Annotated in this window: 20 protein-coding genes; 12 read left to right on the forward strand and 8 right to left on the reverse strand. The window is 73.3% G+C overall.

Going from position 1 to position 21,201, the window contains the following annotated elements; all coding sequences use genetic code 11:
• Window positions 1–169: 169 nt before the first annotated feature.
• The 3 genes from ACSIH6_RS35460 to ACSIH6_RS35470 all read right to left on the reverse strand — a co-directional run bounded on the left by ACSIH6_RS35460 (window position 170) and on the right by ACSIH6_RS35470 (window position 3,693).
• Window positions 170–1,399, reverse strand: a complete 1,230-nt coding sequence (locus tag ACSIH6_RS35460; RefSeq protein WP_435112696.1) for a globin domain-containing protein — start codon at window positions 1,397–1,399, stop codon at window positions 170–172.
• 224 nt (window positions 1,400–1,623) lie between these two features.
• Window positions 1,624–2,055 (reverse strand): RrF2 family transcriptional regulator, encoded by a 432-nt coding sequence (locus tag ACSIH6_RS35465; RefSeq protein ID WP_150253213.1) that lies wholly within the window; start codon window positions 2,053–2,055, stop codon window positions 1,624–1,626.
• Between the two features lie 27 nt (window positions 2,056–2,082).
• Window positions 2,083–3,693, reverse strand: coding sequence for an MFS transporter (locus ACSIH6_RS35470; protein ID WP_435112697.1), 1,611 nt, complete (start codon window positions 3,691–3,693; stop codon window positions 2,083–2,085).
• Window positions 3,694–4,126: 433 nt separating this feature from the next.
• On the opposite strand from ACSIH6_RS35470, the gene panB reads away from it, so the two are divergent.
• Together panB and ACSIH6_RS35480 are read left to right on the forward strand one after the other, a co-directional pair.
• Window positions 4,127–4,996 (forward strand): 3-methyl-2-oxobutanoate hydroxymethyltransferase, encoded by an 870-nt coding sequence (gene panB, locus ACSIH6_RS35475; protein WP_061083685.1) that lies wholly within the window; start codon window positions 4,127–4,129, stop codon window positions 4,994–4,996.
• A gap of 221 nt (window positions 4,997–5,217) precedes the next feature.
• Window positions 5,218–6,258, forward strand: a complete 1,041-nt coding sequence (locus ACSIH6_RS35480; protein ID WP_435112698.1) for an LLM class F420-dependent oxidoreductase — start codon at window positions 5,218–5,220, stop codon at window positions 6,256–6,258.
• A gap of 135 nt (window positions 6,259–6,393) precedes the next feature.
• Here the strand turns inward: ACSIH6_RS35480 and npdG are convergent, their stop codons facing one another.
• Window positions 6,394–7,089 (reverse strand): NADPH-dependent F420 reductase, encoded by a 696-nt coding sequence (gene npdG / locus ACSIH6_RS35485; RefSeq protein WP_435112699.1) that lies wholly within the window; start codon window positions 7,087–7,089, stop codon window positions 6,394–6,396.
• Between the two features lie 83 nt (window positions 7,090–7,172).
• Window positions 7,173–7,361, reverse strand: a complete 189-nt coding sequence (locus tag ACSIH6_RS35490; protein WP_435112718.1) for a hypothetical protein — start codon at window positions 7,359–7,361, stop codon at window positions 7,173–7,175.
• 179 nt (window positions 7,362–7,540) lie between these two features.
• Here ACSIH6_RS35490 and map point away from each other — a divergent pair, with 179 nt between their 5' ends.
• From map to ACSIH6_RS35530, 8 genes are all read left to right on the forward strand, one after another.
• Window positions 7,541–8,392 (forward strand): type I methionyl aminopeptidase, encoded by an 852-nt coding sequence (gene map / locus ACSIH6_RS35495; protein ID WP_435112700.1) that lies wholly within the window; start codon window positions 7,541–7,543, stop codon window positions 8,390–8,392.
• 90 nt (window positions 8,393–8,482) lie between these two features.
• Entirely contained in the window at window positions 8,483–9,316 is an 834-nt protein-coding gene (locus ACSIH6_RS35500; protein WP_435112701.1) for a M55 family metallopeptidase, read from the forward strand.
• A 150-nt stretch (window positions 9,317–9,466) separates the two neighbouring features.
• The gene (locus tag ACSIH6_RS35505) at window positions 9,467–10,873 is read left to right on the forward strand and encodes a M20/M25/M40 family metallo-hydrolase (protein ID WP_435112702.1); all 1,407 of its coding nucleotides are present in this window, start codon (window positions 9,467–9,469) and stop codon (window positions 10,871–10,873) included.
• Window positions 10,874–11,103: 230 nt separating this feature from the next.
• Window positions 11,104–12,081 (forward strand): S66 peptidase family protein, encoded by a 978-nt coding sequence (locus ACSIH6_RS35510; RefSeq protein WP_435112703.1) that lies wholly within the window; start codon window positions 11,104–11,106, stop codon window positions 12,079–12,081.
• A gap of 137 nt (window positions 12,082–12,218) precedes the next feature.
• Window positions 12,219–12,617, forward strand: a complete 399-nt coding sequence (locus ACSIH6_RS35515; RefSeq protein ID WP_435112704.1) for a hypothetical protein — start codon at window positions 12,219–12,221, stop codon at window positions 12,615–12,617.
• Between the two features lie 196 nt (window positions 12,618–12,813).
• On the forward strand, window positions 12,814–13,101 hold the full coding sequence (locus ACSIH6_RS35520) for a helix-turn-helix domain-containing protein (protein WP_435112705.1): 288 nt from the start codon (window positions 12,814–12,816) through the stop codon (window positions 13,099–13,101).
• A gap of 117 nt (window positions 13,102–13,218) precedes the next feature.
• Entirely contained in the window at window positions 13,219–15,189 is a 1,971-nt protein-coding gene (locus ACSIH6_RS35525) for an acyl-CoA dehydrogenase family protein (protein ID WP_435112706.1), read from the forward strand.
• 170 nt (window positions 15,190–15,359) lie between these two features.
• Window positions 15,360–15,980, forward strand: coding sequence for a PadR family transcriptional regulator (locus ACSIH6_RS35530; protein ID WP_435112707.1), 621 nt, complete (start codon window positions 15,360–15,362; stop codon window positions 15,978–15,980).
• Between the two features lie 9 nt (window positions 15,981–15,989).
• Here ACSIH6_RS35530 and ACSIH6_RS35535 read toward each other — a convergent pair whose 3' ends face one another.
• Window positions 15,990–16,838 (reverse strand): DUF8817 family protein, encoded by an 849-nt coding sequence (locus ACSIH6_RS35535; protein WP_435112708.1) that lies wholly within the window; start codon window positions 16,836–16,838, stop codon window positions 15,990–15,992.
• Window positions 16,839–17,136: 298 nt separating this feature from the next.
• On the opposite strand from ACSIH6_RS35535, the gene ACSIH6_RS35540 reads away from it, so the two are divergent.
• A complete protein-coding gene (locus ACSIH6_RS35540; RefSeq protein WP_435112709.1) occupies window positions 17,137–18,348 on the forward strand; it encodes an MFS transporter in 1,212 nt (403 codons plus the stop codon).
• Between the two features lie 103 nt (window positions 18,349–18,451).
• Window positions 18,452–19,786 carry a GH1 family beta-glucosidase gene (locus ACSIH6_RS35545; RefSeq protein WP_435112710.1) on the forward strand — a complete coding sequence of 445 codons (1,335 nt, stop codon included), beginning with the start codon at window positions 18,452–18,454 and terminating at the stop codon, window positions 19,784–19,786.
• Between the two features lie 129 nt (window positions 19,787–19,915).
• Here the strand turns inward: ACSIH6_RS35545 and ACSIH6_RS35550 are convergent, their stop codons facing one another.
• Both ACSIH6_RS35550 and ACSIH6_RS35555 read right to left on the reverse strand, forming a co-directional pair.
• A complete protein-coding gene (locus tag ACSIH6_RS35550; protein WP_435112711.1) occupies window positions 19,916–20,485 on the reverse strand; it encodes a hypothetical protein in 570 nt (189 codons plus the stop codon).
• 94 nt (window positions 20,486–20,579) lie between these two features.
• Window positions 20,580–21,194: a TetR/AcrR family transcriptional regulator gene (locus tag ACSIH6_RS35555; protein WP_435112712.1), complete on the reverse strand. Its 615-nt coding sequence runs from the start codon at window positions 21,192–21,194 to the stop codon at window positions 20,580–20,582.
• Between the last annotated feature and the right edge of the window lie 7 nt (window positions 21,195–21,201).

Below are 21,201 nucleotides of genomic sequence, written 5' to 3' on the forward strand. Positions count from 1 at the left end.
CCGCAGCGCCGCACCCCCACCACCCCCGAACCCCGGGCGTTGACCGCCCTCCCGCGCCACCTCGCGGCAGCTGGTGCCGCTGCCTCGGCCACAGCCAGCAGGCTGAACGTCGAAAGGAAGCAGGAACAGCCCACCCGCCCTTCAACCCCCTCAGAGCACGCCCAGCCGCTCAGTCCTCGCCCAGCCACAGGTCCGGGCCGAACACCTCGTAGCGGATGCGGCGGGCGGGCACCCCTGCGGCGAGCAGCTGGGCGCGCACGCCGCGCATGAACGGCAGCGGCCCGCACAGGTAGACCTCGGCGCCCTCGGGCAGGTCCACCCCGTCCAGGTCCATCAGCCCCCGGTCGGTGCCACCATCGCCCCCGTCGCCGTCACTTCCTCCGCCATCACCCTCGTCGCCGCCGGTCTCGTACCAGGTCCGGGCGCTCGCGCCGGGCAGCGCACCGACCAGGGCGGCGGTCTCCTCGCGGTGGGCGTGCTCCCCCGGGCTGCGGTCGGCGTGCAGGACCAGGACCCGGCGATCGCTGCCCTGCTCGGCGAGCCGGTTCAGCATGGCCACCATCGGCGTGCAGCCGATCCCGGCCGAGACCAGCACGAGGGGGTGCTCGCCCTCGGACAGGGTCACGTCGCCCGCCGGGGTGGAGACCATGAGGACGTCGCCCGGGACGACGGTGTCGTGCAGCAGGGTGGAGACCTCCCCCGCCGGATCGGCCCCGACGGCGCGCAGGCGCTTGACGGTGATGCGGCGGCACCCACCGTCCCCACCGGTCAGGGAGTACTGGCGGGCCTGGCGGACGCCGTCGGGCATGCGCGTGCGGACGCTGACGTACTGGCCGGGCAGGAAGGCGGGGAGCGGAGCGCCGTCCTCGGGTTCGAGGGTGAGGGAGGCGGTGTCGGGGGTCTCCTGGCAGCGCTGCGTGACCCGCCAGGGACGCCAGGCCCCGCGCCCGGTGTGCCCGCGCTCGGCGTACAGGCGGGCCTCCAGGGCGATCAGGGCTCCGGCCATGAGCCAGTAGACCTCGTCCCAGGCCCTGACGACGCCGGGGGTGGCCGCGTCCCCCAGGGTGGAGGCGATGGCGTCGAAGAGGTACTTGTGCACGATGACGTACTGGTCCTCGGTGACCCCGAGGGAGACGTGCTTGTGGGCGATGCGGGAGAGGAGGGCGTCGGGGCGCTCCTCCGGGTGCTCCAGGAGGAGGGTGGCGAAGGCGGCGATCGATCCGGCCAGGGCCCTGCGCTGATCGCCCGAGGCCTGGTTGCCCCGGTTGAACAGGCCGTCGAGGAGTTCGGGGCGTTCGCCGAGCATCGTGTCGTAGAAGCGGGCGGTGATGGTGCCCAGGGCTCCGGCCACGGCGGGGACCGTGGCCCGGACGGTGGCGGCGGACTCTGTGGAGAGCATGCGACCTCACTTCGGAGAGGGTGTCTCGGAGCAGAAAATTGGTATCTGAAATGCATATTAAATCCGCCTCCACGGGCCCCTCCTCCGGGGTCGCTCCCGCTCCGAGGGTGCAGGTGGGAACGGGTGGGCGCGGGCGGGCTGGCGGGCTGGCGAAGGGGCCGGGCCTCCGGCAGAGCTCGGCCATGCGCCCGTGGGCGGACAGCGACGGAGCGCCGCTGTGGGCTCTACGGGCGCAGCAGGGTCAGCGCGTCGCGCGTGGGCGGGGACACCAGGGACTCCACGGTGACGCCGTCGAGCGAGGTGTAGAACGCCTCGTGCGCCTCGCGCAGGGCACCGCGCAGCCGACAGGCGGCACGCAGCGGGCAGGGCGGGTCGTCCTCGCACCCCGCGAGCTCCCCCGCGCCCTCCAGCTCGCGCACGATCGACCCGACCGAGGCCCGCCGCCCGCTCTCGGTCAGGAGCAGTCCGCCGTTGCGGCCGCGCCGCGCCTCCACCAGCCCCATGTCGGACAGCCGTGCCACGGCCTTGGCCATGTGTGTGTAGGGCACGGAGAGCATCGCGGAGACGGTCCTGGTGGTGAGGAGTTCGCCCTCGTCCGCGACCGCCAGCCGCATGACCAGGCGCAGGGAGACGTCGGTGAAAGCGGTCAGGCGCATGTGTTCAACGTAGGCGACCGGCCCCGGTCACCGCTCCCCCCGGCCGGGGACGGGAGCGGCTCCGGCGGAGGGGCCGCCGTCCTCGGCGTCCAGGGCCTGGTGGCGCCCGGTCTCGCGCGGCATCCAGATCAGGATCACGACCAGTCCGACCACCCCGAAGCACAGCGACACCGTCGCCGCCGTGTGCAGCCCGGACATGAACGCCTCCTTGGCGGGGTCCACCAGGACCCGCCCCTGTTCCCCCAGACTCCGGGCCAGGGCCAGGGTGCCCTCGATCGACTCCCCCGCCGATCGCAGCCGCTGGTCCGCCACGTCCGCCGAGCCCTCGTCGGCGAGCTCCTCCAGGGTGGGGGTGATCCCCGCCCGGTAGCGGAAGGAGATGACCGCGCCCAGGATCGCGACGCCCATCGCCGTGGCCACCTGCCGGACCGTGTTCTGCACGGCGGAGGCGGCACCGGCCCTGCCCGGCGGCACCGACGACATGATCGCGTCGGTGGCGGGGGTCAGGACCACCGCCATCGCACCGGACTGGAGGAAGAAGAACCCGACGATCAGCGGCAGCGGCGTGTCCGGTTCGAGCTGGGTGAAGAACAGGAAGCTGGAGCACACGCCCAGCACACCGACCGCCGCGACCACGCGCGGCCCCGCCCAGCGCACGAGCGTCGGGCTGAGCGGCGCCATGATCATCTGCCCCAGCGCCGCGGGCAGCACCAGCAGACCCGCGATGAACGGGGAGAACTCACGGACGCTCTGCCAGTAGAAGCTCAGGAAGAAGATGATCCCGGACATGCTGAAGAACAGCACCATGATGGTGGCCACGGAGACGCTGAACCGCGGGTCGCGGAAGAAGCGCACGTCCAGGGAGGGGTTGGGCGCGCGCGACTCGTGTACCAGGAAGAGCACCAGCACCACCACGCCGCCGATGAGCGCGCCGTACACGTCCCAGTCCGCCAGGGAGGCCCGCTCTCCCGCGGTGATGATGCCGTAGATGAGCAGCACCAGGCCGGGGACGGACAGCAGCACGCCCAGCACGTCCAGCCTGCCGGGGTTGGCGTCGCGCGACTCGGGGATCAGGAAGAACACCAGCGCCAGGCCCAGCGCCACGAAGGGCACGTTGACGAGGAAGATCGACCCCCACCAGAAGTTCTCCAGCAGCAGCCCGCCCGCCGAGGGGCCGATGGCCATCGCCAGCCCGACCGCGCCCGCCCAGATCCCGATGGCGCGTGCGCGCTGCTCGGGCGGGAAGACGTTCGCGATGATCGACAGGGTCTGCGGCGTCACCATGGAGGCGCCGAACCCCATGACCGCGCGGGCCAGGATGAGCTGTTCGGGGGTCTGGGAGTAGGCCGACAGCGCCGAGGCCGTGCCGAACACCGTCAGCCCCACCACGATCATGCGTCGGCGCCCCCACCGGTCGCCGAGTACGCCGAAGGTGAACAGCAGGCCCGCGAAGACCAGCGTGTAGGAGTTGATCGCCCAGGCCAGCTGCGACTGGCTGGCCCCCAGGCCCCGCTCGGGGTCGGACAGCACACGCAGCGCCACGTTGAGGATCGTGTTGTCGGCCACGATCACCAGCAGGCAGATGATCAGTACCGCCAGCCCGCCCCACCTGCGCCGGTACGCCGTCTGCGCGTCCACCGACCACCTCCACCGCCGAGACCCCCACCGAAACTTCCGCCGATCGGACCGTACCCGCGAACCGCGCCGCCCGCGCGCTTCGGGGGCCGCGAACGGTGTGTTGGCCGTATCCGGGCGGCCCCGGCCGGAAAGTCCCGGCCGCCCCGGGACGACCCCGGCGGAGGACACGAGCCGGTCCCGGCGGGAAACATCCGACCGTCCGACCGGGTTGTCACCGGTGCGGAGAGACGCGGTGCGGGCATGCGATGATGCTTGCGTGCGGTGGCCGCGCCCGGTCGTCCGCAGACGCCGGTCCCGCCTCCTCCGCACCGCCCGGTCCCCCGCGGACCGCCCGCGGCCCCCTCGGCCGCCCCGCGCGCGAGCGCGACAACACCATTCGTCCACACGTCCGGAGACACCCGCGAGGTGCTTCGAGACAACGGAGGGATAACGTATGAGCACCACAGACAAGCCCCTCGCCCCGACCGGGGCGCCGACAGGAAACGCCCTGTACGGCGGGGTCACCAGCCGACGCGTCACCATCCGCGACCTGGCCGCGGCCAAGGGGCGCGGCGAGCGCTGGCCGATGCTGACCGCCTACGACGCGCTCACCGCGCGGGTCTTCGACGAGGCCGGGATCCCGGTCCTGCTGGTCGGCGACTCGGCGGCCAACGTCGTCTACGGCTACGACACCACCGTCCCGGTGACGGTGGACGAGCTGCTCCCGCTGACCGCGGCGGTGTCCCGCTCCACCCGGCGGGCGCTCGTCGTGGCCGACCTGCCGTTCGGCTCCTACCAGGCCTCTCCCCAGCAGGCGCTGGAGGCGGCCTCGCGGTTCATGAAGGAGGGCGGGGCCCAGGCGGTGAAGCTGGAGGGCGGCCACGCGGTGGCCCCCCAGGTGGAGCTGCTGGTCTCGGCGGGTGTGCCGGTGATGGCGCACCTGGGCCTGACCCCCCAGTCGGTGAACACCCTGGGCGGCTACCGGGTGCAGGGCCGCGGCGAGGCCGCGGCCGGTCTGCTCAAGGACGCCAAGGAGATGGAGCGCGCGGGCGCGTTCGCGGTCGTGCTGGAGTGCGTGCCCGCCGAGCTGGCCGCACAGGTGACCGAGCAGCTGTCCGTCCCGACCGTGGGCATCGGCGCCGGTCCGTCCACGGACGCCCAGGTGCTGGTGTGGCAGGACATGGCCGGGCTGAGCCCGAAGGTGGCCAAGTTCGTCAAGACCTACGCCAACCTGCACGAGACCCTGCGCGAGGCGGCCTCCGCCTACGCCGACGAGGTCGTCAACGGGGCGTTCCCCGAGGAACGCCACTCCTACGCCGGCTGAGGGACGGGGTGACCTCGCCCCTCTCCGGACACCGGTGAGCACCGCCGGTCGGGGTCCGTCCCGGCCGGCGGTGTGGTGTCAGGGGCCCGGCGGTGTACGGGCCGGACGCGGTACCGCGCGGCGGTCTGTGAGCCGGGCAACAGACCGAACCGTACTCGGGAGTAGAGTCGCACCGTACCCAGCGCCGACGGGCCGGGGGTCCGGCCCTCCCGGGAGGACAGATGCGCGTCTCGATGCCGCTCCAGTACGCGGGCGACCCCAAGGCCTCCGTCGACCAGGTGGTCGAACTGGAGAAGGCCGGTCTCGACACCGTGTGGGTCGCCGAGGCCTACGGGTTCGACAGCCCCACCCTGATGGGCTACATCGCCGCCCGCACCGAGACCGTGGCGATCGGCTCGGCCATCCTGCCGCTGTACACCCGCACCCCCGCGCTCATCGCGATGACCGCCGCCGGGCTGGACGACCTGTCCGGCGGACGGGCCATCCTCGGCCTGGGCGCCAGCGGCCCGCAGGTCATCGAGGGCTTCCACGGCGTCCCCTACGTCAAGCCGCTCGCCCGCACCCGCGAGACCATCGAGATCTGCCGCAAGGTCTGGGCGCGCGAGGACCGTCTCACCCACGACGGCACCGTCTTCCAGCTGCCGCTGCCCCCGGAGCGGGGAACCGGCCTCGGCAGGCCGCTCAAGATCATCAACCACCCCGTGCGCCCCGAGATCCCCGTCTACGTGGCCTCCCTGGGCGTGAAGAACGTGGCGCTGACCGCCGAGATCGCCGACGGCTGGCTCCCGCACCTGTTCATCCCCGAGAAGGCCGACAGGGTGTGGGGCGAGGCGCTGGCCGAGGGGAGGGCCAGGCGCGACCCGTCCCTGGGAGAACTGGAGGTCTCCGCGGGCGGCCTGCTCGCCATCGGTGAGGGCGAGGACACCAAGAAGCTGCTGGACCTCGTGCGGCCGATGATCGCCCTCTACGTCGGCGGCATGGGCGCCAAGGGAAAGAACTTCTACAACACCGTCGCCCGCCGCTACGGCTACGAGGAGGCCGCGGAGAGGATCCAGGACCTGTACCTGGAGGGGAAGAGGGACGAGGCCGCGGCCGCCGTGCCCGAGGAGTTCGTGGAGCTGACCAACATGGTCGGCCCGGAGTCCTACGTGCGCGAGCGCGTGGAGGCCTTCCGCGCCGCCGGGGTGACCCAGCTCAACGTGACCCCCGTGGGCGAGGACCCGGCCGCGCTGGTCGGCAAGGTCAAGGAGTGGGTGTCCTGACCCCCGACCGGGTTCCTGGCGGCTGAGCGTGCCCGGCCGCGCGGCGCCGGCCCCCGCGGCGGGGACCGGCGCCGTACGCGTGCGGGCGCCTCGGACCGGCCCGGACACTGCCAGCCCGGACGCGTTCGGTCGGGGCTACAGACCGGTGATCCGGATGCCCGCGTGGGTCTTGTAGCGGCGGTTCACCGCGATGAGGTTGGCGGTCAGGGCCTCGACCTGGTGGGCGTTGCGCAGGCGGCCGCCGAAGACGCCGCGCACCCCCGGGATCCGCTCGGCCAGGCCGCGCACCACGTCGGTGGCCTCGCGGTCCTCGCCCAGCACCAGGACGTCGAGGTCCACCTCCTCGACCTCGGGGTCCAGCAGCACCACCGCGGACACGTGGTGGAAGGCGGCCGTGACGCGGCTGTCGGGCAGCACCTCGGCGGCCTGCTGGGCGGCGCTGCCCTCGGCGACGTCGAGCGCGAAGGGGCCCTTCTTGTCGAAGCCGAGGGGGTTGACGCAGTCCACGACGATCTTGCCCGCCAGCGGACCGGCCAGCTGCTCCAGCAGCTCCCGGTGGCCGTCCCAGGGCACGGCGACGATGACGACGTCGCCCGCGGCCGCGGCCGCGGCGTTGTCCAGGCCGCGCACGTCGATCGGGGAGGTCTCGGCCTCCACCAGTTCCCGGGCGGCCTTCTCGGCGCGTTCGGCGCTGCGCGAGCCAAGGTGGACGGTGTGCCCCGCCAGGGCGAGGCGGCGGGCCAGGCCACGGCCCTGGTCTCCGGTCCCGCCCAGGACGGCGACGGACAGCCCGGCGACGTCCGCGCCCGCGGGTGTGCTCTGTTCAGTCATGCGCCGATCCTGTCAGAGGCGCCGACGGGAGGCACCACCCGGCGCGGCCCCGCGCGGTGGACCGGAGCACGCGTGGGCGGGGGTCACCGCTCCTCCTCGTCGGCTTCGTCCCAGGCCTTGTTGCGCCGGGCCGCGATGGCCAGCGCGCTGGCGGCGGTGGCCTCGTCCGGATAGGGGCCCATGCGCTCCTTGTTGGGGCAGCCGGGGCCGTGCTCCACCCGGTTGTGCCTGAGGCAGTACCACCACTTGTCGTCCAGCTGAGTGTCGTCCAGCTGGGTGTCGTCCAGCGGAGTGTCCTCGCTCACCGTGACTCGCTTTCTACGGGACGCTGCCCGGGCGGGAACGTGCTTCTCGGGGGGCACCTACCCAGGCCCGGGCGCTCCCCACACCCGTGGGGGGAAGGGCGTCGTCCAGGACCGCGCGGCCGACCCACGAACTACAATCAGTGTCCATGACTACTCCGCTGGTTCCTGGGCGAATCTCGCCACAACGTTCGGTTCCCTCCCACATCGTCCGCCCGGAGTACGTCGGACGGAAGCACCCCGTGGAGGGGGTCCTCGGCGACGTGCAGACCCCCGAGACCATCGACCGGATGCGCGTGGTGGGACGGCTGGCGGCCCAGGCCCTGGAGGAGGTCGGCCGCAACGTCCGGCCCGGGGTGACCACGGACGAGCTGGACCGGATCGGCCACGAGTTCCTGCTGGACCACGGGGCCTACCCCAGCCCGCTGGGCTACAAGGGCTACCCCAAGTCGCTGTGCTCCTCGCTCAACGAGGTGATCTGCCACGGCATCCCCGACGACACCGTGGTCTCCGACGGCGACATCGTCAACATCGACATCACCGCCTACCGGGACGGCGTGCACGGCGACACCAACGCCACGTTCCTGGCCGGGAACGTCTCGGAGGAGCACCGGCTGCTGGTCGAGCGGACCCGGGAGGCCATGACGCGTGCGATCAGGGCGTGCCGGCCGGGCCGCCAGATCAACGTGATCGGCCGGGTCATCGAGTCCTACGCCAAGCGCTTCGGCTACGGCGTGGTCCGCGACTTCACCGGGCACGGCGTGGGGCCGGAGTTCCACTCGGGCCTGGTGGTGCCGCACTACGACGACCCGCGCGCGGACACCGTCATGGAGCCGGGGATGACCTTCACGATCGAGCCGATGATCACGCTCGGCGGCGTGGAGTACGACATGTGGGACGACGGCTGGACGGCCGTGACGGCCGACCGCAGGTGGACCGCCCAGTTCGAGCACACCCTGGTCATCACCGAGTCCGGCGCGGAGGTCCTCACCCTGCCGTAGCCGCCGCCCCGGCCCCTCCCGTGCGCCCTCGGGCGGAACGCGGCGCCCGAACGTGGCTACGGGAGGGGCCCGAGGCGTAGGGTCGTGCGGGTGAAGATCCTCATCTCCGCCGACATGGAGGGCGCCACGGGCGTCACCTGGCCCGCCGACGTCGAGCCCGGCACCGAGCAGTGGCAGCGCTGCCGCGCCATGTTCACCAGCGACGTCAACGCCGCCGTCGAGGGCCTGCTGGAGGGCGGCGCCACCGAGGTACTGGTCAACGAGGCGCACGCGACCATGCGCAACCTCCTGCTGGAGGAGCTCAACACCGACGCCACGATGATCACCGGACGGCACAAGGAGCTGTCCATGGTCGAGGGCGTGCAGTCCGGCGACTGCGACGGCGTGGTGTTCCTCGGCTACCACTGCGGCGCCGGTGACGAGGGCGTGCTGGCGCACACCTACCTGCCCAACGCGGTGACCGGCGTGTGGCTGGACGGCGAGCCCGCCAGCGAGGGCCGCCTCAACGCCGCGGTGGTCGCCGAGTACGGCACACCGGTCATCCTGGTCACGGGGGACGACCGCGCCTGCGAGGACGCCGCCACCTACGCCCCGTTCGCGCGGACGGTCGCGGTCAAGGAGCACGTCAGCCGGTACGCGGCACGCTGCCGCCCCCCGGCCGCGACCGCGCGGGACATCCGGGCCGGGGCACGCGCCGCCATGATGCTGGCCGGGCGTCTGGAGCCGGTCGGGCCCGAGCCCAGGGCAGTGGAGGTGGAGGTCGACTCCGCGCAGCTGGCCCAGGCCGCCGCCGTCGTCCCCGGTGTCACGCGCACGGGGGTGCGGCGCGTCCGGTACGTCTCCCCGGACTCCTACGAGATGATCCGCTGCTTCAAGGCGGTCACCACGCTCATCTCCAACGCCATGGAGGAGCGCTACGGCTGAGGCCGGGCCCGGGATCGCAGGGGCCACCGCCCGCGAATGCCGGAGCGTGGCGGGCGGGGCTGGTAGAACTGTGCCGGGGAGCACTTCGTCACCACTGGCCACTAGGGTTCTCCCCCGTTACTGACACCTCAGCGAAAGCGAGGCGCGCCCGTGGGCCACATCGCCACTTCCTTCCCAGAGAGAACCGACGGCTTCCCGGAGAGGACCGACGGCCTCACGGCGGCTGGGGAGGACGCCGTCCATCTGGCCCGCGGCCTCGTCCGCCGCGACTCCACCAACCACGGGGGCGGCCGGGGCGACGAGCGCGAGGCCGCCGAGTACGTCGCCGAGGCCCTGGGCGACGCCGGGCTGGACCCCCTGCTGCTGGAGTCGGCCCCCCGGCGCGCGAACGTGGTCGCGCGCGTTCCCGGCACCGACCCCTCGGCCCCGGCGCTGCTGGTGCACGGCCACCTGGACGTGGTGCCCGCCGACGCCGCCGACTGGACGCTGCCCCCCTTCGCCGGGGAGGTCGCCGACTGCCCCGTCACCGGCGTGCCCGCGCTGTGGGGGCGCGGCGCGGTGGACATGAAGAACACCATCGCCACGGTCACCGCCGTCGTGCGCCACTGGGCGCGCCACGGGCTGCGGCCCCGGCGCGACATCGTGCTGGCCTTCGTCGCCGACGAGGAGGACAGCGCCGCCTACGGCGCCGACTACCTGGTCCGCGAGCACGCCGAGCTGTTCGAGGGCTGTACCACCGCGATCGGTGAGGGCGGCGGGGAGACCATCCACGCCCGCACGGCCTCCGGGGAGCCGGTGCGCCTGTACCCGGTGGGCGCGGCCGAGCGCGGCAGCGCCTGGCTGTCCCTGCGCGCCCAGGGCACGGCCGGGCACGGTTCCCGGCCGCCGCGCGACAACGCGGTCGGCGCCCTGGCCGCGGCCCTGGCCCGGATCGACGGGTACGAGTGGCCGCTGCACCTGACCCCCGTCACGCGGGCGGCGATCGACGCGATCGCCGCGGCCCTGGAGGTGGAGCGCTTCCCCGGTGACACGGCGACCGCGGAGGCGGTGGACGCCCTGGTCGCCAAACTGGGGACGGCCGCCCCGCTGATCGGCCCGACCACGCGCAACAGCGCGACGCCCACGATGCTCTCGGCCGGGTACAAGGTGAACGTGGTGCCCGGGGAGGCCACGGCGGGTGTGGACGGCCGGGTGCTGCCCGGCGCGGAGGAGCAGTTCGCCGCGGCCATGGAGGAGCTCACCGGCGACCGGGTGTCCTGGGAGTACGCGCACGGTTCGCCGCCGGTGACCGCGCCCGTGGACTCCCCCGCGTTCGCGGAGCTGCGCGAGGCCCTGCTGCTGCACGACCCCGGGGCCCACGTGGTGCCGGTGTGCCTGTCGGGGGGCACCGACGCCAAGGTGTTCTCCCGGCTGGGCATCGACTGCTACGGCTTCTCCCCCCTGGCCCAGCCCGAGGGCCTGGACTACTCGGGTCTGCTGCACGGTGTGGACGAGCGGGTGCCCCTGGAGGGACTGCGCTTCGGCGTGCGCGCGCTGGACACGTTCCTGCGCGCCTGAACGGCGGATCCCCTGGTCGGCTGGGAGGCTGGTGTTTCGGGGGCCGGGTTTCGAAGGGCCTGATGCCGGGGGCCGGGTCTCGGGAGGCCCCGCGGCCGGGCGGGCGACCGGGCAGGACCGGGCACGCGGTCGGCGCGGCGGCGGGAGTGTCCGAGCGCTGGTGGTGGGGAGAGGCGTCGCGTCCGGCTGACGCGCACGAGCGAGGGAGAGGGCCGAGGGTGGGAGAGGCGATGACCGAGGTGGCGGACGCGGCGGTGCGGGTCCCGGACGCGCGGGGTGTGCGCGCGCTGGTCCGACCGCCGCGCCTGCGGGAGGGCGACCGGGTGCGCCTGGTCGCCCCGTGCAGCCCGGTTCCCGCGGAGCGGCTGGAGGCCGCGGTGGGAACGCTGCGCGGCTGGGGGCTGGAGGTGGAACTGGCCCCGCACGTGCGCGAGCGCCACCCGCGGCTGCCCTACCTGGCCGGTGCGGACGCCACGCGGGCCGCCGACCTCCAGGAGGCCTGGTGCGACCCGGACGTGGACGCGGTGCTGTGCGTGCGCGGCGGTGACGGGGCGCACCGGACGGTGGACCTGCTGGACTTCGACGCGATGCGCCGGGCCGAGCCCAAGGCGCTGGTCGGGTTCAGCGACATCACGGCGCTGCACGAGGCGTTCGCGGTGGAGTTGGGCGTGGCCACGGTGCACGGGCCCGTGGTCGGCACGGGGTACTTCGTGGGCGACCCGGCGGCCCAGGAGGAGCTGCGCGCCACCCTGTTCGAGCCCGAGCGGCGGACCGTGCTGACCTCGCCGGGCGCGCACGCGTTGGTGCCGGGGCGGGCCGAGGGGGTGACCTTCGGCGGGAACCTGAGCCTGCTCAACGACGGTCTGGCCGCGCCGCACAGCCGCCTGTCGGCCTCCGGCGGCATCCTGCTGCTGGAGGACGTCGCCGAGGACGTGGCCCGGCTCGACCGGATGCTCACGCACCTGCTGCGCACGGGGTGGGCGGCCGGGGTGGCCGGGGTGGCCCTGGGCACGTGGACGGACTGCCCGCCGGGGCCGGAGGTGGTCGCCGAGCTGATGCGCGACCGGCTGGAACCGCTGGGGGTGCCGGTGCTGTGGGGGCTGGAGTTCGGCCACTGCGCGGCCCAGCTCACGATTCCGCTGGGGGTGCCCGCCCTGCTCGACGCGGACGGCGGCCGCCTGGAGCTGGCCGTCCCGGGTCTGGTCTAGGCTTCCCTCCCCAGTGGCGGGTGCGGGGGCTCACCCCGCTTCGCCCCCGCACCGACGGCATCCGGCCCTGTCGGACGGTGGTTCTGTGTCCGGTCGCCCTTGACCTCAACCTTGCTTGAGGAAGCAGGATGGCGGCCATGGGCACCACACGCAGCGAGACGCTCCTGTTCCACAACACCATGCGCGTCGCCGACGGCCATTTGGCGCAGTACCGCGAAGCCGTCGAGTCCGCGGTCGCCTTCACCGAGGAGCACGCCCCGCAGCTGATGGTGGAGGTCTTCCTCGACGAGGAGGACATGCTGGCCCACAGCTTCCAGCTCTACGCGGACTCCGAGGCGGTCCTCACCCACTGGAGACTGTCCGACCCCTACATCCGCGCGGTCAACGAGCACTGCTCGGTCGTGAGCTTCGAGGTGTACGGCGAGCCGGACCAACGGGTGCGGGAGGGCATCACGGCGTTCAGCCCCGGGTTCCCGGTGACCTTCTACCCGCGCATGGCGGGCTTCACCCGCCCTCTCGCGACCGCACGCCAGTGAACTGTCCGGAACCGTTGTCGGTGTGACGCGCGGGTTCTGACCTGCGATGATCTTGTACTTATAGCGAGGTTGGGCGGTCGAGACGCGCTATAGGTACAAGATCACGGCGGAGGGGCCGGGCTCGGCGGCCTTCCCTCGCCGGATAGCTATACCGGTATTCATATGTGCCCCGGTGCCGTGGCGTTAGACTCGTCGCATGGTGCGTGAACCGCTGACCGCAGACCAGATCGAGCGCGGGCGCCTCCTGGGCGGTCTGCTCCGGCAGGCCCGCGCGGAGCGCACGATGGTCGACGTCGCGCGTGAGGCCCGGATCTCGGTCGAGACCCTGCGCAAGATCGAGGGCGGGCGCATCCCCACCCCGACGTTCTTCACTGTCGCGGCGATCGCCGCCGCGCTCGGCCTGTCCCTGGACGACCTCCTGCGCAGGGTGGACGCCGCCGCGACCGCGGCCCAGGACCCCGCGACCGCCTCCCTGGCCGTCTGACTTCCCACCCGCCCCCTAACGTTGGTCGTGTACCCGCGAGTACGGGTCCGTGTCAGCCGCCCCTTCCGGCGGCGGACACGGACCGGGCCGCGTCAGCGAGGACCACAGGGGGAGCACATGAACGAACAGGCGCTGAGGGTGGACGAGGCCGAACTGCGCGGCCTCCTCGACGGCCGCTGGGCCCACGTGCGCGAGCACATGCGCGACGCCCTGCGGGGAGACCTGTACGCCCCCGTGTACGGACTGTCGGTGGAGGAGCACCGCGCCCGCACGCTCACCCAGATCAAGGCCCTGGCCAAGACCGACCTGCCCGCCTACGGCTTCCCCGCCTCGGTGGGCGGACGCGACGACGTGGGCGCGTCCGTGGTCGGCTTCGAGATGCTGGTCAACGACCTGTCGCTCATGGTGAAGATGGGTGTGCAGTGGGGGCTGTTCGGCGGGGCGATCAGCGCCCTGGGCACCGAGGCCCACCACGCCGAGTACCTGCCCGGCACGATGTCGATGGAGCTGCCCGGCTGCTTCGCGATGACCGAGACCGGCCACGGGTCGGACGTGCAGAGCCTGCGCACCACGGCCGTCTACGACCCCGACACCGAGGAGTTCGTGGTCCACACCCCCGACGAGGGGGCGCGCAAGGACTACATCGGCAACGCGGCCCGCGACGGCCGACTGGCGGTGGTGTTCGCCCAGCTGAGCACCGGCGGCGAGGAGCACGGCGTGCACGCCCTGGTGGTCCCGATCCGGGACGGGCGGGGCAGGCCGATGCCGGGCGTGCGCATCGGGGACTGCGGTCCCAAGGCCGGGCTCAACGGCGTGGACAACGGGCGGCTGGAGTTCGACCGCGTGCGGGTGCCGCGCACCAACCTGCTCAACCGGTACGGGGACGTGGCCGCCGACGGCACCTACTCCAGCCCCATCGAGAGCAAGGGCCGACGCTTCTTCACCATGCTCGGAACGCTGGTCCGCGGCCGGATCAGCGTGGCGGGCGGCGCGGGGAGCGCCGCCAAGGCCGCGCTGACCATCGCGGTGCGCTACGGCGACACCCGCCGCCAGTTCACCCGGCCCGACGGCGAGGGGCGGCCCGAGCGGGAGGTGCGCGTCCTGGACTACCTGGCGCACCAGCGCAAGCTGCTGCCCGCCCTGGCCCGCACCTACGCGCTGCACTTCGCGCAGGAGGAGCTGGTCACCCGGCTGCACGAGCTGTCCCGCTCGCCCGAGCGCGACGAGCACGCCCAGCGCGAACTGGAGTCGCGGGCTGCCGGGCTCAAGGCGGTGGCCACCTGGCACGCCAGCGAGGCCATCCAGACCTGCCGGGAGGCGTGCGGCGGCGCCGGGTACCTGTCCGAGAACCGGATTCCGCAGCTCAAGGCCGACTCCGACATCTTCACCACCTTCGAGGGCGACAACACGGTCCTGCTCCAGCAGCTCACCAAGGGCCTGCTGACCAACTTCAAGGACTCGTTCGGCGACCTGGACCAGCTGGGGCTGGCCCGGTTCATGGCTGGCAAGGTCTTCGAGACCGTCATCGAGCGCACCGCCGCGATCCCGCTGATCGAGCGGCTCGTCGCGGCCGCCCCGGGGCGCGGTGAGGAGGCCAGCCTGTACAACCGGGGCTGGCAGCTGGAGCTGCTGGAGGACCGCGAGAAGCACGTCATCGAGGGCCTGGCCGCGCGGCTGCGCAGGTCCGGCAGGAACGGCGACGACGCCTTCGACGTGTTCAACCGCGCCCAGGACCACGTGCTCACCGCGGGCCGCGCGCACATGGACCGGGTGGTGCTGGAGGCGTTCGTGGCGGGGATCGACCGCTGCGGGGACACCTCGACCGCCAAGCTGCTCAACCGGCTGTGCGACCTGTACGTGATGTCGGTGATCGAGGAGAACCGCGCGTGGTTCCTGGAGCACGAGCGACTCTCCACCTCACGGGCCAAGGCGGCCACCCAGGCGGTGAACGACCTGTGCCGGGGCCTGCGTCCCTACGCCGTGCGGCTGGTGAACGCGTTCGGCCTGCGCGACGAGTGGTTGGCCGCGCCGATCGCGTTGGGGGGCGAGCACGCCCGCCAGGGCGACCCGGCCCCCGGGCGCGGCTGAGACCCGCCGTCGCGCCGCCGCTCCTCCCCGTGCCGGGGCCCGCCCGGGCACGGGGAGGCGGCGCGGGGCACAGGGCGGCGCGGGCGCGTGTGGAGATATGCTAGTCAAAGTTGAATAGCGCGGACCGTCGGGCAGCACGGACCCCGCGCCGGTGAGATGAGGGGGTGTGGATGTCGGCCATCCGGCTGCTGGTCCTGGGAGCGGTCCGCCTACGCGGGCGGGCGCACGGCTACCAGGTACGCAACGACCTGGAGTTCTGGGGCGCGCACGAGTGGTCCAACGCCAAGCCGGGGTCGATCTACCACGCGCTCAAGCAGATGGCCCGGCAGGACCTGCTGCACGCCCACGAGACAGCGCCCTCCACCGCCGGGGGTCCGCCCCGGACCGAGTACGAGATCACCGGGGAGGGCACCCTGGAGTACTTCGCCCTGCTGCGCCGGGCGGTGTCCTCGCACGACGCGCGCCTGGACGTGCTCTCGGCCGGTCTGGGCTTCATCGTCGACCTGTCCCGGCGGGAGGCGGTCGACCTGCTGAGGCGGCGGGTCGAGGGCCTGGAGGAGTGGCGCGGAGACGTGGTCACGTACTACGCCCCGGAGGAGGGGCCCGGCCAGATGGGCCACATCGGCGAGGTCATGGACATGTGGGTGCACTCCGCGGAGTCGGACGCGGCGTGGACGCGCTCGCTGATCCGGCGGATCGAGGGCGGCGCCTACTCCTTCGCCGGTGAGGAGGGCGACGCCTACGAGGGCGTCCTCACCGGCGAGGAGCCGGGCGCGACCCCCTCCGACTGAGGCGGTCCCTCAGTCCCCGTCCGCCTCCGCGGTCCCCGCGCCGAGCCAGCGCCGCAGTTCGGAGGCGTTGCGCAGCTCCCCCTCGATCCTGCTCCGTTCACCACTGGTGAGGGCGATCCCGTCCAGCCGCTCCCGCCACTCCCCAATGCCCTCCTCCTCACCGAGGGCGACCGCGAGTTCGATGAGCATGGCCAGCGCCAGCGCCCGCTCCACCGGAGGCGCCTGGTCCCCGTGCCGTTTCAGTCCGGAGCGGATCCGCCGGAAGGCGGCGAGGTCGTCGGTCTTGAAGTCACGCAGGATCCGGGCGCCGTCCAGGACGCGGGCGAGCCCGTCGAGTTCCTTGGAGCCGCCGTACTCCAGCCTCTCGGGCTCGCCGCGCTGGATGAAGATGAGCGAGTTCCCCGAGGGGTCCATGAGCGTGAAGCGGCTGGCTCCCGGCCGGTGGCGCGTGATGCGCGGCAGCCCCTTCGCCAGGACCCTGCCGTAGGCCCGGCGCATGGCCTGCGTGAGGGCGGCGTGGTAGGGCGCGACCGCGTCGACCATGACCAGGCAGCCGCCACTGTTCTCCAGGCCGGGGTCCAGGCCCTTCGGGGCGCGGCCGTAGTGCAGGTCGAAGCCGCTCCAGTGGAAGGCCAGGTAGAGGTAGGGCCTGGTCTGCTCGTAGGTGACCTCGAAGCCGAGCGCCCGGTAGAACTCCAGGGTGGCCTCGGCCGAGACGCAGGGCAGCAGCGGAACCGTCGTCTCGTTGGCCCGGACCGCGACCGCCCCCGGTCGCCCCTGACCCTGGTCCTGCTGGGCGTCCACGCCCGTACCCGCGTCCGTGCCGCCACCCGCCCGCGCGGTGTCCGTTCCGGCCATGCGCACCTCCCATTAGTCAAGTTTGATTACTTTGCGAGGGTAGCCCTCTCCGAGTCCACTGGTCAAACTTGACTACGAAGGCGCGAACGTCGGACTCCGCCGCCGCGCACCACCGGCCCCGGAGGCCCGTCGGCGCGTCGCGCCCCGCGAACCGGCCCCGCCACGGGTCTTTCCTCGACAGGGCGGTCGTCCTAACATGAGTCACCTTCATGTTAGGTAGGTCACGCGTGCGCACACCCCCGCACAGCCCTCCCCCTCCTCCCAGACGCCCGCCGCGCTCGCCGAGCCCACCCGGCCCGTGCGCCGCCTGTGGGTGGCCGGGATCAGTCTGGCCAACCTCGGCATGTGGATGGCCTTCTTCGGCCCGCTCCAGGTCCTGCTGCCCGAACAGGTCGGCCTGCTCGCCCCCGGCTCCAAGGAGACCGCCCTGGCCTGGGTGACCGGGGCGGGAGCGGCCTGCTCCACCCTGGGCACCCCGCTGGCCGGGGCCCTGTCCGACCGGACCACCGGACGGTTCGGGCGCCGACGCCCCTGGATCCTGGCCGGTGCGCTCCTGGGCGGCCTGGGCCTGGTGGTGCTCGGCCGGCAGGACGGCGTCCTCGGCGTCCTGCTGGGGTGGTCGTTCGTCCAGGCCGCGCTGTCCTGCCTGAACGCGACCCTGCTCGCGGCCGTGCCCGACCACGTGCCGGTCCGCCAGCGCGGCGTGGTCTCAGGGTGGATCGGCATACCGCAGTCGGCGGGCGTGGTGGTGGCGGTGCTGCTGGTGACCGTGGTTGTCACGGGGATCGCCCCCGGCTACGCCCTCCTCGGCGGGCTGACCGTCCTGTGCGTCCTGCCGTTCGCACTGCTGGCCCCCGACCCGCCGCTGCCCCGCGAGGCCCGCCCCTCCTGGAGCGGGTTCGCGCGCGGGCTGTGGGTGTCCCCGCGCCGGTACCCCGACTTCGGCTGGGCGTGGCTGACCCGTTTCCTCATGCAGACGGGCAACGCCATGTTCACTCTCTACCTGCTCTACTTCCTCACCGACGCGGTGGGCTACGAGGAGTTGTTCCCCGGCTCCTCGGCCGCGGACGGGCTGCTGGTGCTGATCGCCGTCTACACGGCGGCGGTCGTGGCCACGACCGTGCTGGCCGGTCTGGTCTCGGACCGCATCGGTCGCCGCAGGGGGATGGTGTGCCTGTCCGGGGTGGTCTCGGCGGTGCCCGCGTTCCTGATCGCCGCGTTTCCGACGTGGCCGATGAGTCTGGTGTGCGCGGTGGTACTGGGCATCGGCTTCGGCGTCTACCTGTCCGTGGACAACGCCCTGGTCACCGAGGTCCTGCCGAGCGCGGGCGGACGGGCCAAGGACCTGGGGATCGTCAACATCGCCAGCGCCGGGCCCCAGGTGCTCGCGCCCGCCCTGGCCGGTCCGATCGTGGTGTATCTGGGCGGCTACCCGGTCCTGTACACCGTGTGCGGACTGCTCAGCCTGCTGGGCGGGGTGCTGGTGTGGCGGATCCGGGGTGTCGCCTGAGTACCCGCCGGTCCCACCCCGTCCGACCCGCGACCCCCGTTCGCCCCGAGCACCCCGTCCGACCGCAATCCCCGTCAGACCCAGCGAAAGGCAGGTACCGTCCATGTCGTCACCGTTCCTGTGGGGAGTGGCCTCCTCCGCCTTCCAGATCGAGGGCACCCTCGACGAGGACGGGCGCGGCCCGTCGGTGTGGGACGTCTTCTCCGAGCGCCCGGGCGCGGTCCGCGACGGGCACAGCCCCGCCCTGGCCTGCGACCACTACCACCGGTGGGCCGAGGACGTGGAACTGCTCGACCGGCTCGGGGTGAACGCCTACCGGTTCTCGCTCGCCTGGCCCCGGGTCGTGCCGACCGGGCGCGGCGCGGTGAACGGGGCCGGTCTGGACTTCTACGACCGCCTGGTGGACGCTCTGCTCGCCCGGGGGATCGCCCCGGTACCGACCCTGTTCCACTGGGATCTGCCCCAGGCGCTGGAGGAGGCGGGCGGCTGGAGCGAACGCGACACGGCGCACGCGTTCGCCGAGTACGCGGCGGCGGCCGCCGACCGCCTCGGCGACCGGGTGGACCGGTGGATCACCCTGAACGAGCCCCTGGTGCACACCACCTACGGGCACGCGCTCGGCGTCCACGCCCCGGGGCGGACCCTGGCGGTGCCCGAGGTGATGCGGGTGGCCCACCACATGCTGCTCGCGCACGGGCTCGCCGCCGGTGAGCTGCGCTCGCGCGGCCTGGAGGCAGTGCTCACCAACAACTACTCCCCCGTCAGCCCCGCCACCGGCTCCGAGGCCGACACCGCCGCCGCGCACGCCTACGACACCCTGCACAACCGGTTGTTCACCGACCCCGTGCTGACCGGCGCCTACCCGGACCTGTCGGCGTTCGGCGTCGCGGAGGTCCCCGGCGTGCGCGAGGGCGATCTGAAGGCGGTCGCGGGCAGCGCGGACGGCCTCGGGGTCAACTACTACAACCCGACCGTGGCCACCGCGCCCGACGAGGGGTCGGGGCTGCCGTTCGGGTTCGGCGAGGTCGCCGGGGCGCCGGTGACGGCGTTCGGGTGGCCGGTGGTGCCCGAGGGGCTGGGCCGGATGATCGACCTGCTGCGCGAGCGCCACGGCGACGCGCTGCCGCCGCTGTACGTCACCGAGAACGGCTGCTCGTACGAGGACCGGGTCTCCCCCGGCGGGCGGATCGCCGACCCCGAGCGGATCGACTACCTGGAGGGGCACGTGGCCGCGGTGGAGGCCGCGCGGGAGCGGGGCGCGGACGTGCGCGGGTACTTCGTGTGGACGCTCACCGACAACTTCGAGTGGGCCGAGGGCTACCACCAGCGCTTCGGGCTGGTGCACGTGGACCGCACCACCCAGGCGCGCACCCCCAAGGACTCCTTCGCCTGGTACCGGGACCTCGTCGCCGCCAGGACCGCCTCCGCCGGTGTGTGAGGGACCGGTGTGTGAGGGGCCGGTGTGTGAGGGGCCGGTGTGTGAGGGGCCGGAGCCACCGCGGTCCGCCCACCGCGACGCGCGGCCGCGCCCCGGCTGAGCGCACGCGGCGCCCGGGCGTCGCCAGGGTCAGTCCCCGACGGCGTCCAGGGTGCCGCTGTCGTAGCGTTCGGGGGCCTCCTCGCCGCGCTGGCGGGCGGGCTCCCACCACCACCAGTGCGACTCGGGCACCCAGTCGGGAACCTCCTCGTCGTTGACCGGCCGCGCCCGGGCCGCCACCGCGGTGAGGGCCTCGTCGATGCGCGGGAGCGCCTCCAGGTCGCCCGGGCGCAGGAAGGCCTCCCAGGGCACGAACTCCTCGCCGAGCAGTTCCAGCATGGACCGCCGCCAGCAGGCGGGGCGGTAGGCCTCGTGCTGGCCGTTCTCGGCCGCGGTCTGGGTGCGGACCACGTACAGGCTGAGCCGGTCGGGGTTGCTGCCGCCCACCAGCAGTTCGGCCAGGGTGGCGCTGAACTCCTGTCCGCCCGGGGACCTGCGCTGCGCGGGCGTGGTCGCCCGGTACAGGGCGAAGAGGGCGGCGAAGGCGTTGTCCATCAGGGCGTCGCGGTCCCTGCGGCGCGAGGCGCTCTCGGCGAAGGCGTCCAACGCCCGCCTGGCCAGGTCCGGGGGGTTCCCGCCCGCATCCGCGCTCACCTTCACACCGCCTTGTCCGGTTCGGGAATGACGTCAGCGGCGGGCCCGTGGACCCGCCGCTTCGATGATAAGCACGCTCCGTGCCGCCGGGGTAGCCGGTTCACGGTGCCGGGGTCCGCAGCTGCTCGTCCAGGGCGCGCGCCCACTGGCGCACGATCCGGCGCCGCCGGGGCCCGTCGTCGGTGAGCAGGTTGGCCAGTCCCAGGCCGCGTGCCAGGTCGAGGGTGGCCTGGACGGTCTCGCGGATCCCCGGGACCGACTCGTCCACGCCCAGCAGCTCCACGGCGGCCCGGTGGATCTCCCGGCCCATCCGCTCCTCCATGGGAATGATCCGCTCGCGCAGGACCGGGTCGCTGGCGGCGGCCGACCACAGCTGGAGGGCGGCCCGGAAGTCCGTTCCGGTGAAGGCGTCCACGACCATCTGCACGACCGCCTCGGTGCGGCCGCCGCCCTCGGGGACGGCGGCCGCGCCGCGCCGCAGCTCCGCGCCGCGGCTGTCGAGCATGTGCCGCAGCACGGCCAGGAACAGGTCCTCGCGGGTGGGGAAGTGGTGCTGGGCGGCGCCGCGCGACACCCCGGCCCGCCGCGCGACCGCGCCCACGGTGGCACCGGCCGTGCCCTCCTCTGCCAGGCAGGCCACGGCGGCCTCCAGCAGCCGGGCGCGAGTGGCCCGGCTGCGTTCCTGCCGCGGCTCGCGGTCGGCCCCGGTGTCCACGTCGCTG

The sequence above is a fragment of the Nocardiopsis synnemataformans genome, from assembly GCF_965343085.1.
GTDB lineage: Bacteria > Actinomycetota > Actinomycetes > Streptosporangiales > Streptosporangiaceae > Nocardiopsis > Nocardiopsis alborubida.

What these genes read in the sequence shown, in the direction of transcription:
- ACSIH6_RS35525 (WP_435112706.1), top strand. Translation starts at nt 13,219, where the DNA reads ATGAACGAACAGGCGCTGAGGGTGGACGAGGCCGAACTGCGCGGCCTC.
- ACSIH6_RS35465 (WP_150253213.1), bottom strand. Translation starts at nt 2,055, where the DNA reads ATGCGCCTGACCGCTTTCACCGACGTCTCCCTGCGCCTGGTCATGCGG.
- ACSIH6_RS35530 (WP_435112707.1), top strand. Translation starts at nt 15,360, where the DNA reads ATGTCGGCCATCCGGCTGCTGGTCCTGGGAGCGGTCCGCCTACGCGGG.
- ACSIH6_RS35460 (WP_435112696.1), bottom strand. Translation starts at nt 1,399, where the DNA reads ATGCTCTCCACAGAGTCCGCCGCCACCGTCCGGGCCACGGTCCCCGCC.
- ACSIH6_RS35480 (WP_435112698.1), top strand. Translation starts at nt 5,218, where the DNA reads ATGCGCGTCTCGATGCCGCTCCAGTACGCGGGCGACCCCAAGGCCTCC.
- ACSIH6_RS35510 (WP_435112703.1), top strand. Translation starts at nt 11,104, where the DNA reads ATGACCGAGGTGGCGGACGCGGCGGTGCGGGTCCCGGACGCGCGGGGT.
- ACSIH6_RS35520 (WP_435112705.1), top strand. Translation starts at nt 12,814, where the DNA reads ATGGTGCGTGAACCGCTGACCGCAGACCAGATCGAGCGCGGGCGCCTC.
- ACSIH6_RS35515 (WP_435112704.1), top strand. Translation starts at nt 12,219, where the DNA reads ATGGGCACCACACGCAGCGAGACGCTCCTGTTCCACAACACCATGCGC.
- panB (WP_061083685.1), top strand. Translation starts at nt 4,127, where the DNA reads ATGAGCACCACAGACAAGCCCCTCGCCCCGACCGGGGCGCCGACAGGA.
- npdG (WP_435112699.1), bottom strand. Translation starts at nt 7,089, where the DNA reads ATGACTGAACAGAGCACACCCGCGGGCGCGGACGTCGCCGGGCTGTCC.
- ACSIH6_RS35545 (WP_435112710.1), top strand. Translation starts at nt 18,452, where the DNA reads ATGTCGTCACCGTTCCTGTGGGGAGTGGCCTCCTCCGCCTTCCAGATC.
- ACSIH6_RS35535 (WP_435112708.1), bottom strand. Translation starts at nt 16,838, where the DNA reads ATGGCCGGAACGGACACCGCGCGGGCGGGTGGCGGCACGGACGCGGGT.
- map (WP_435112700.1), top strand. Translation starts at nt 7,541, where the DNA reads ATGACTACTCCGCTGGTTCCTGGGCGAATCTCGCCACAACGTTCGGTT.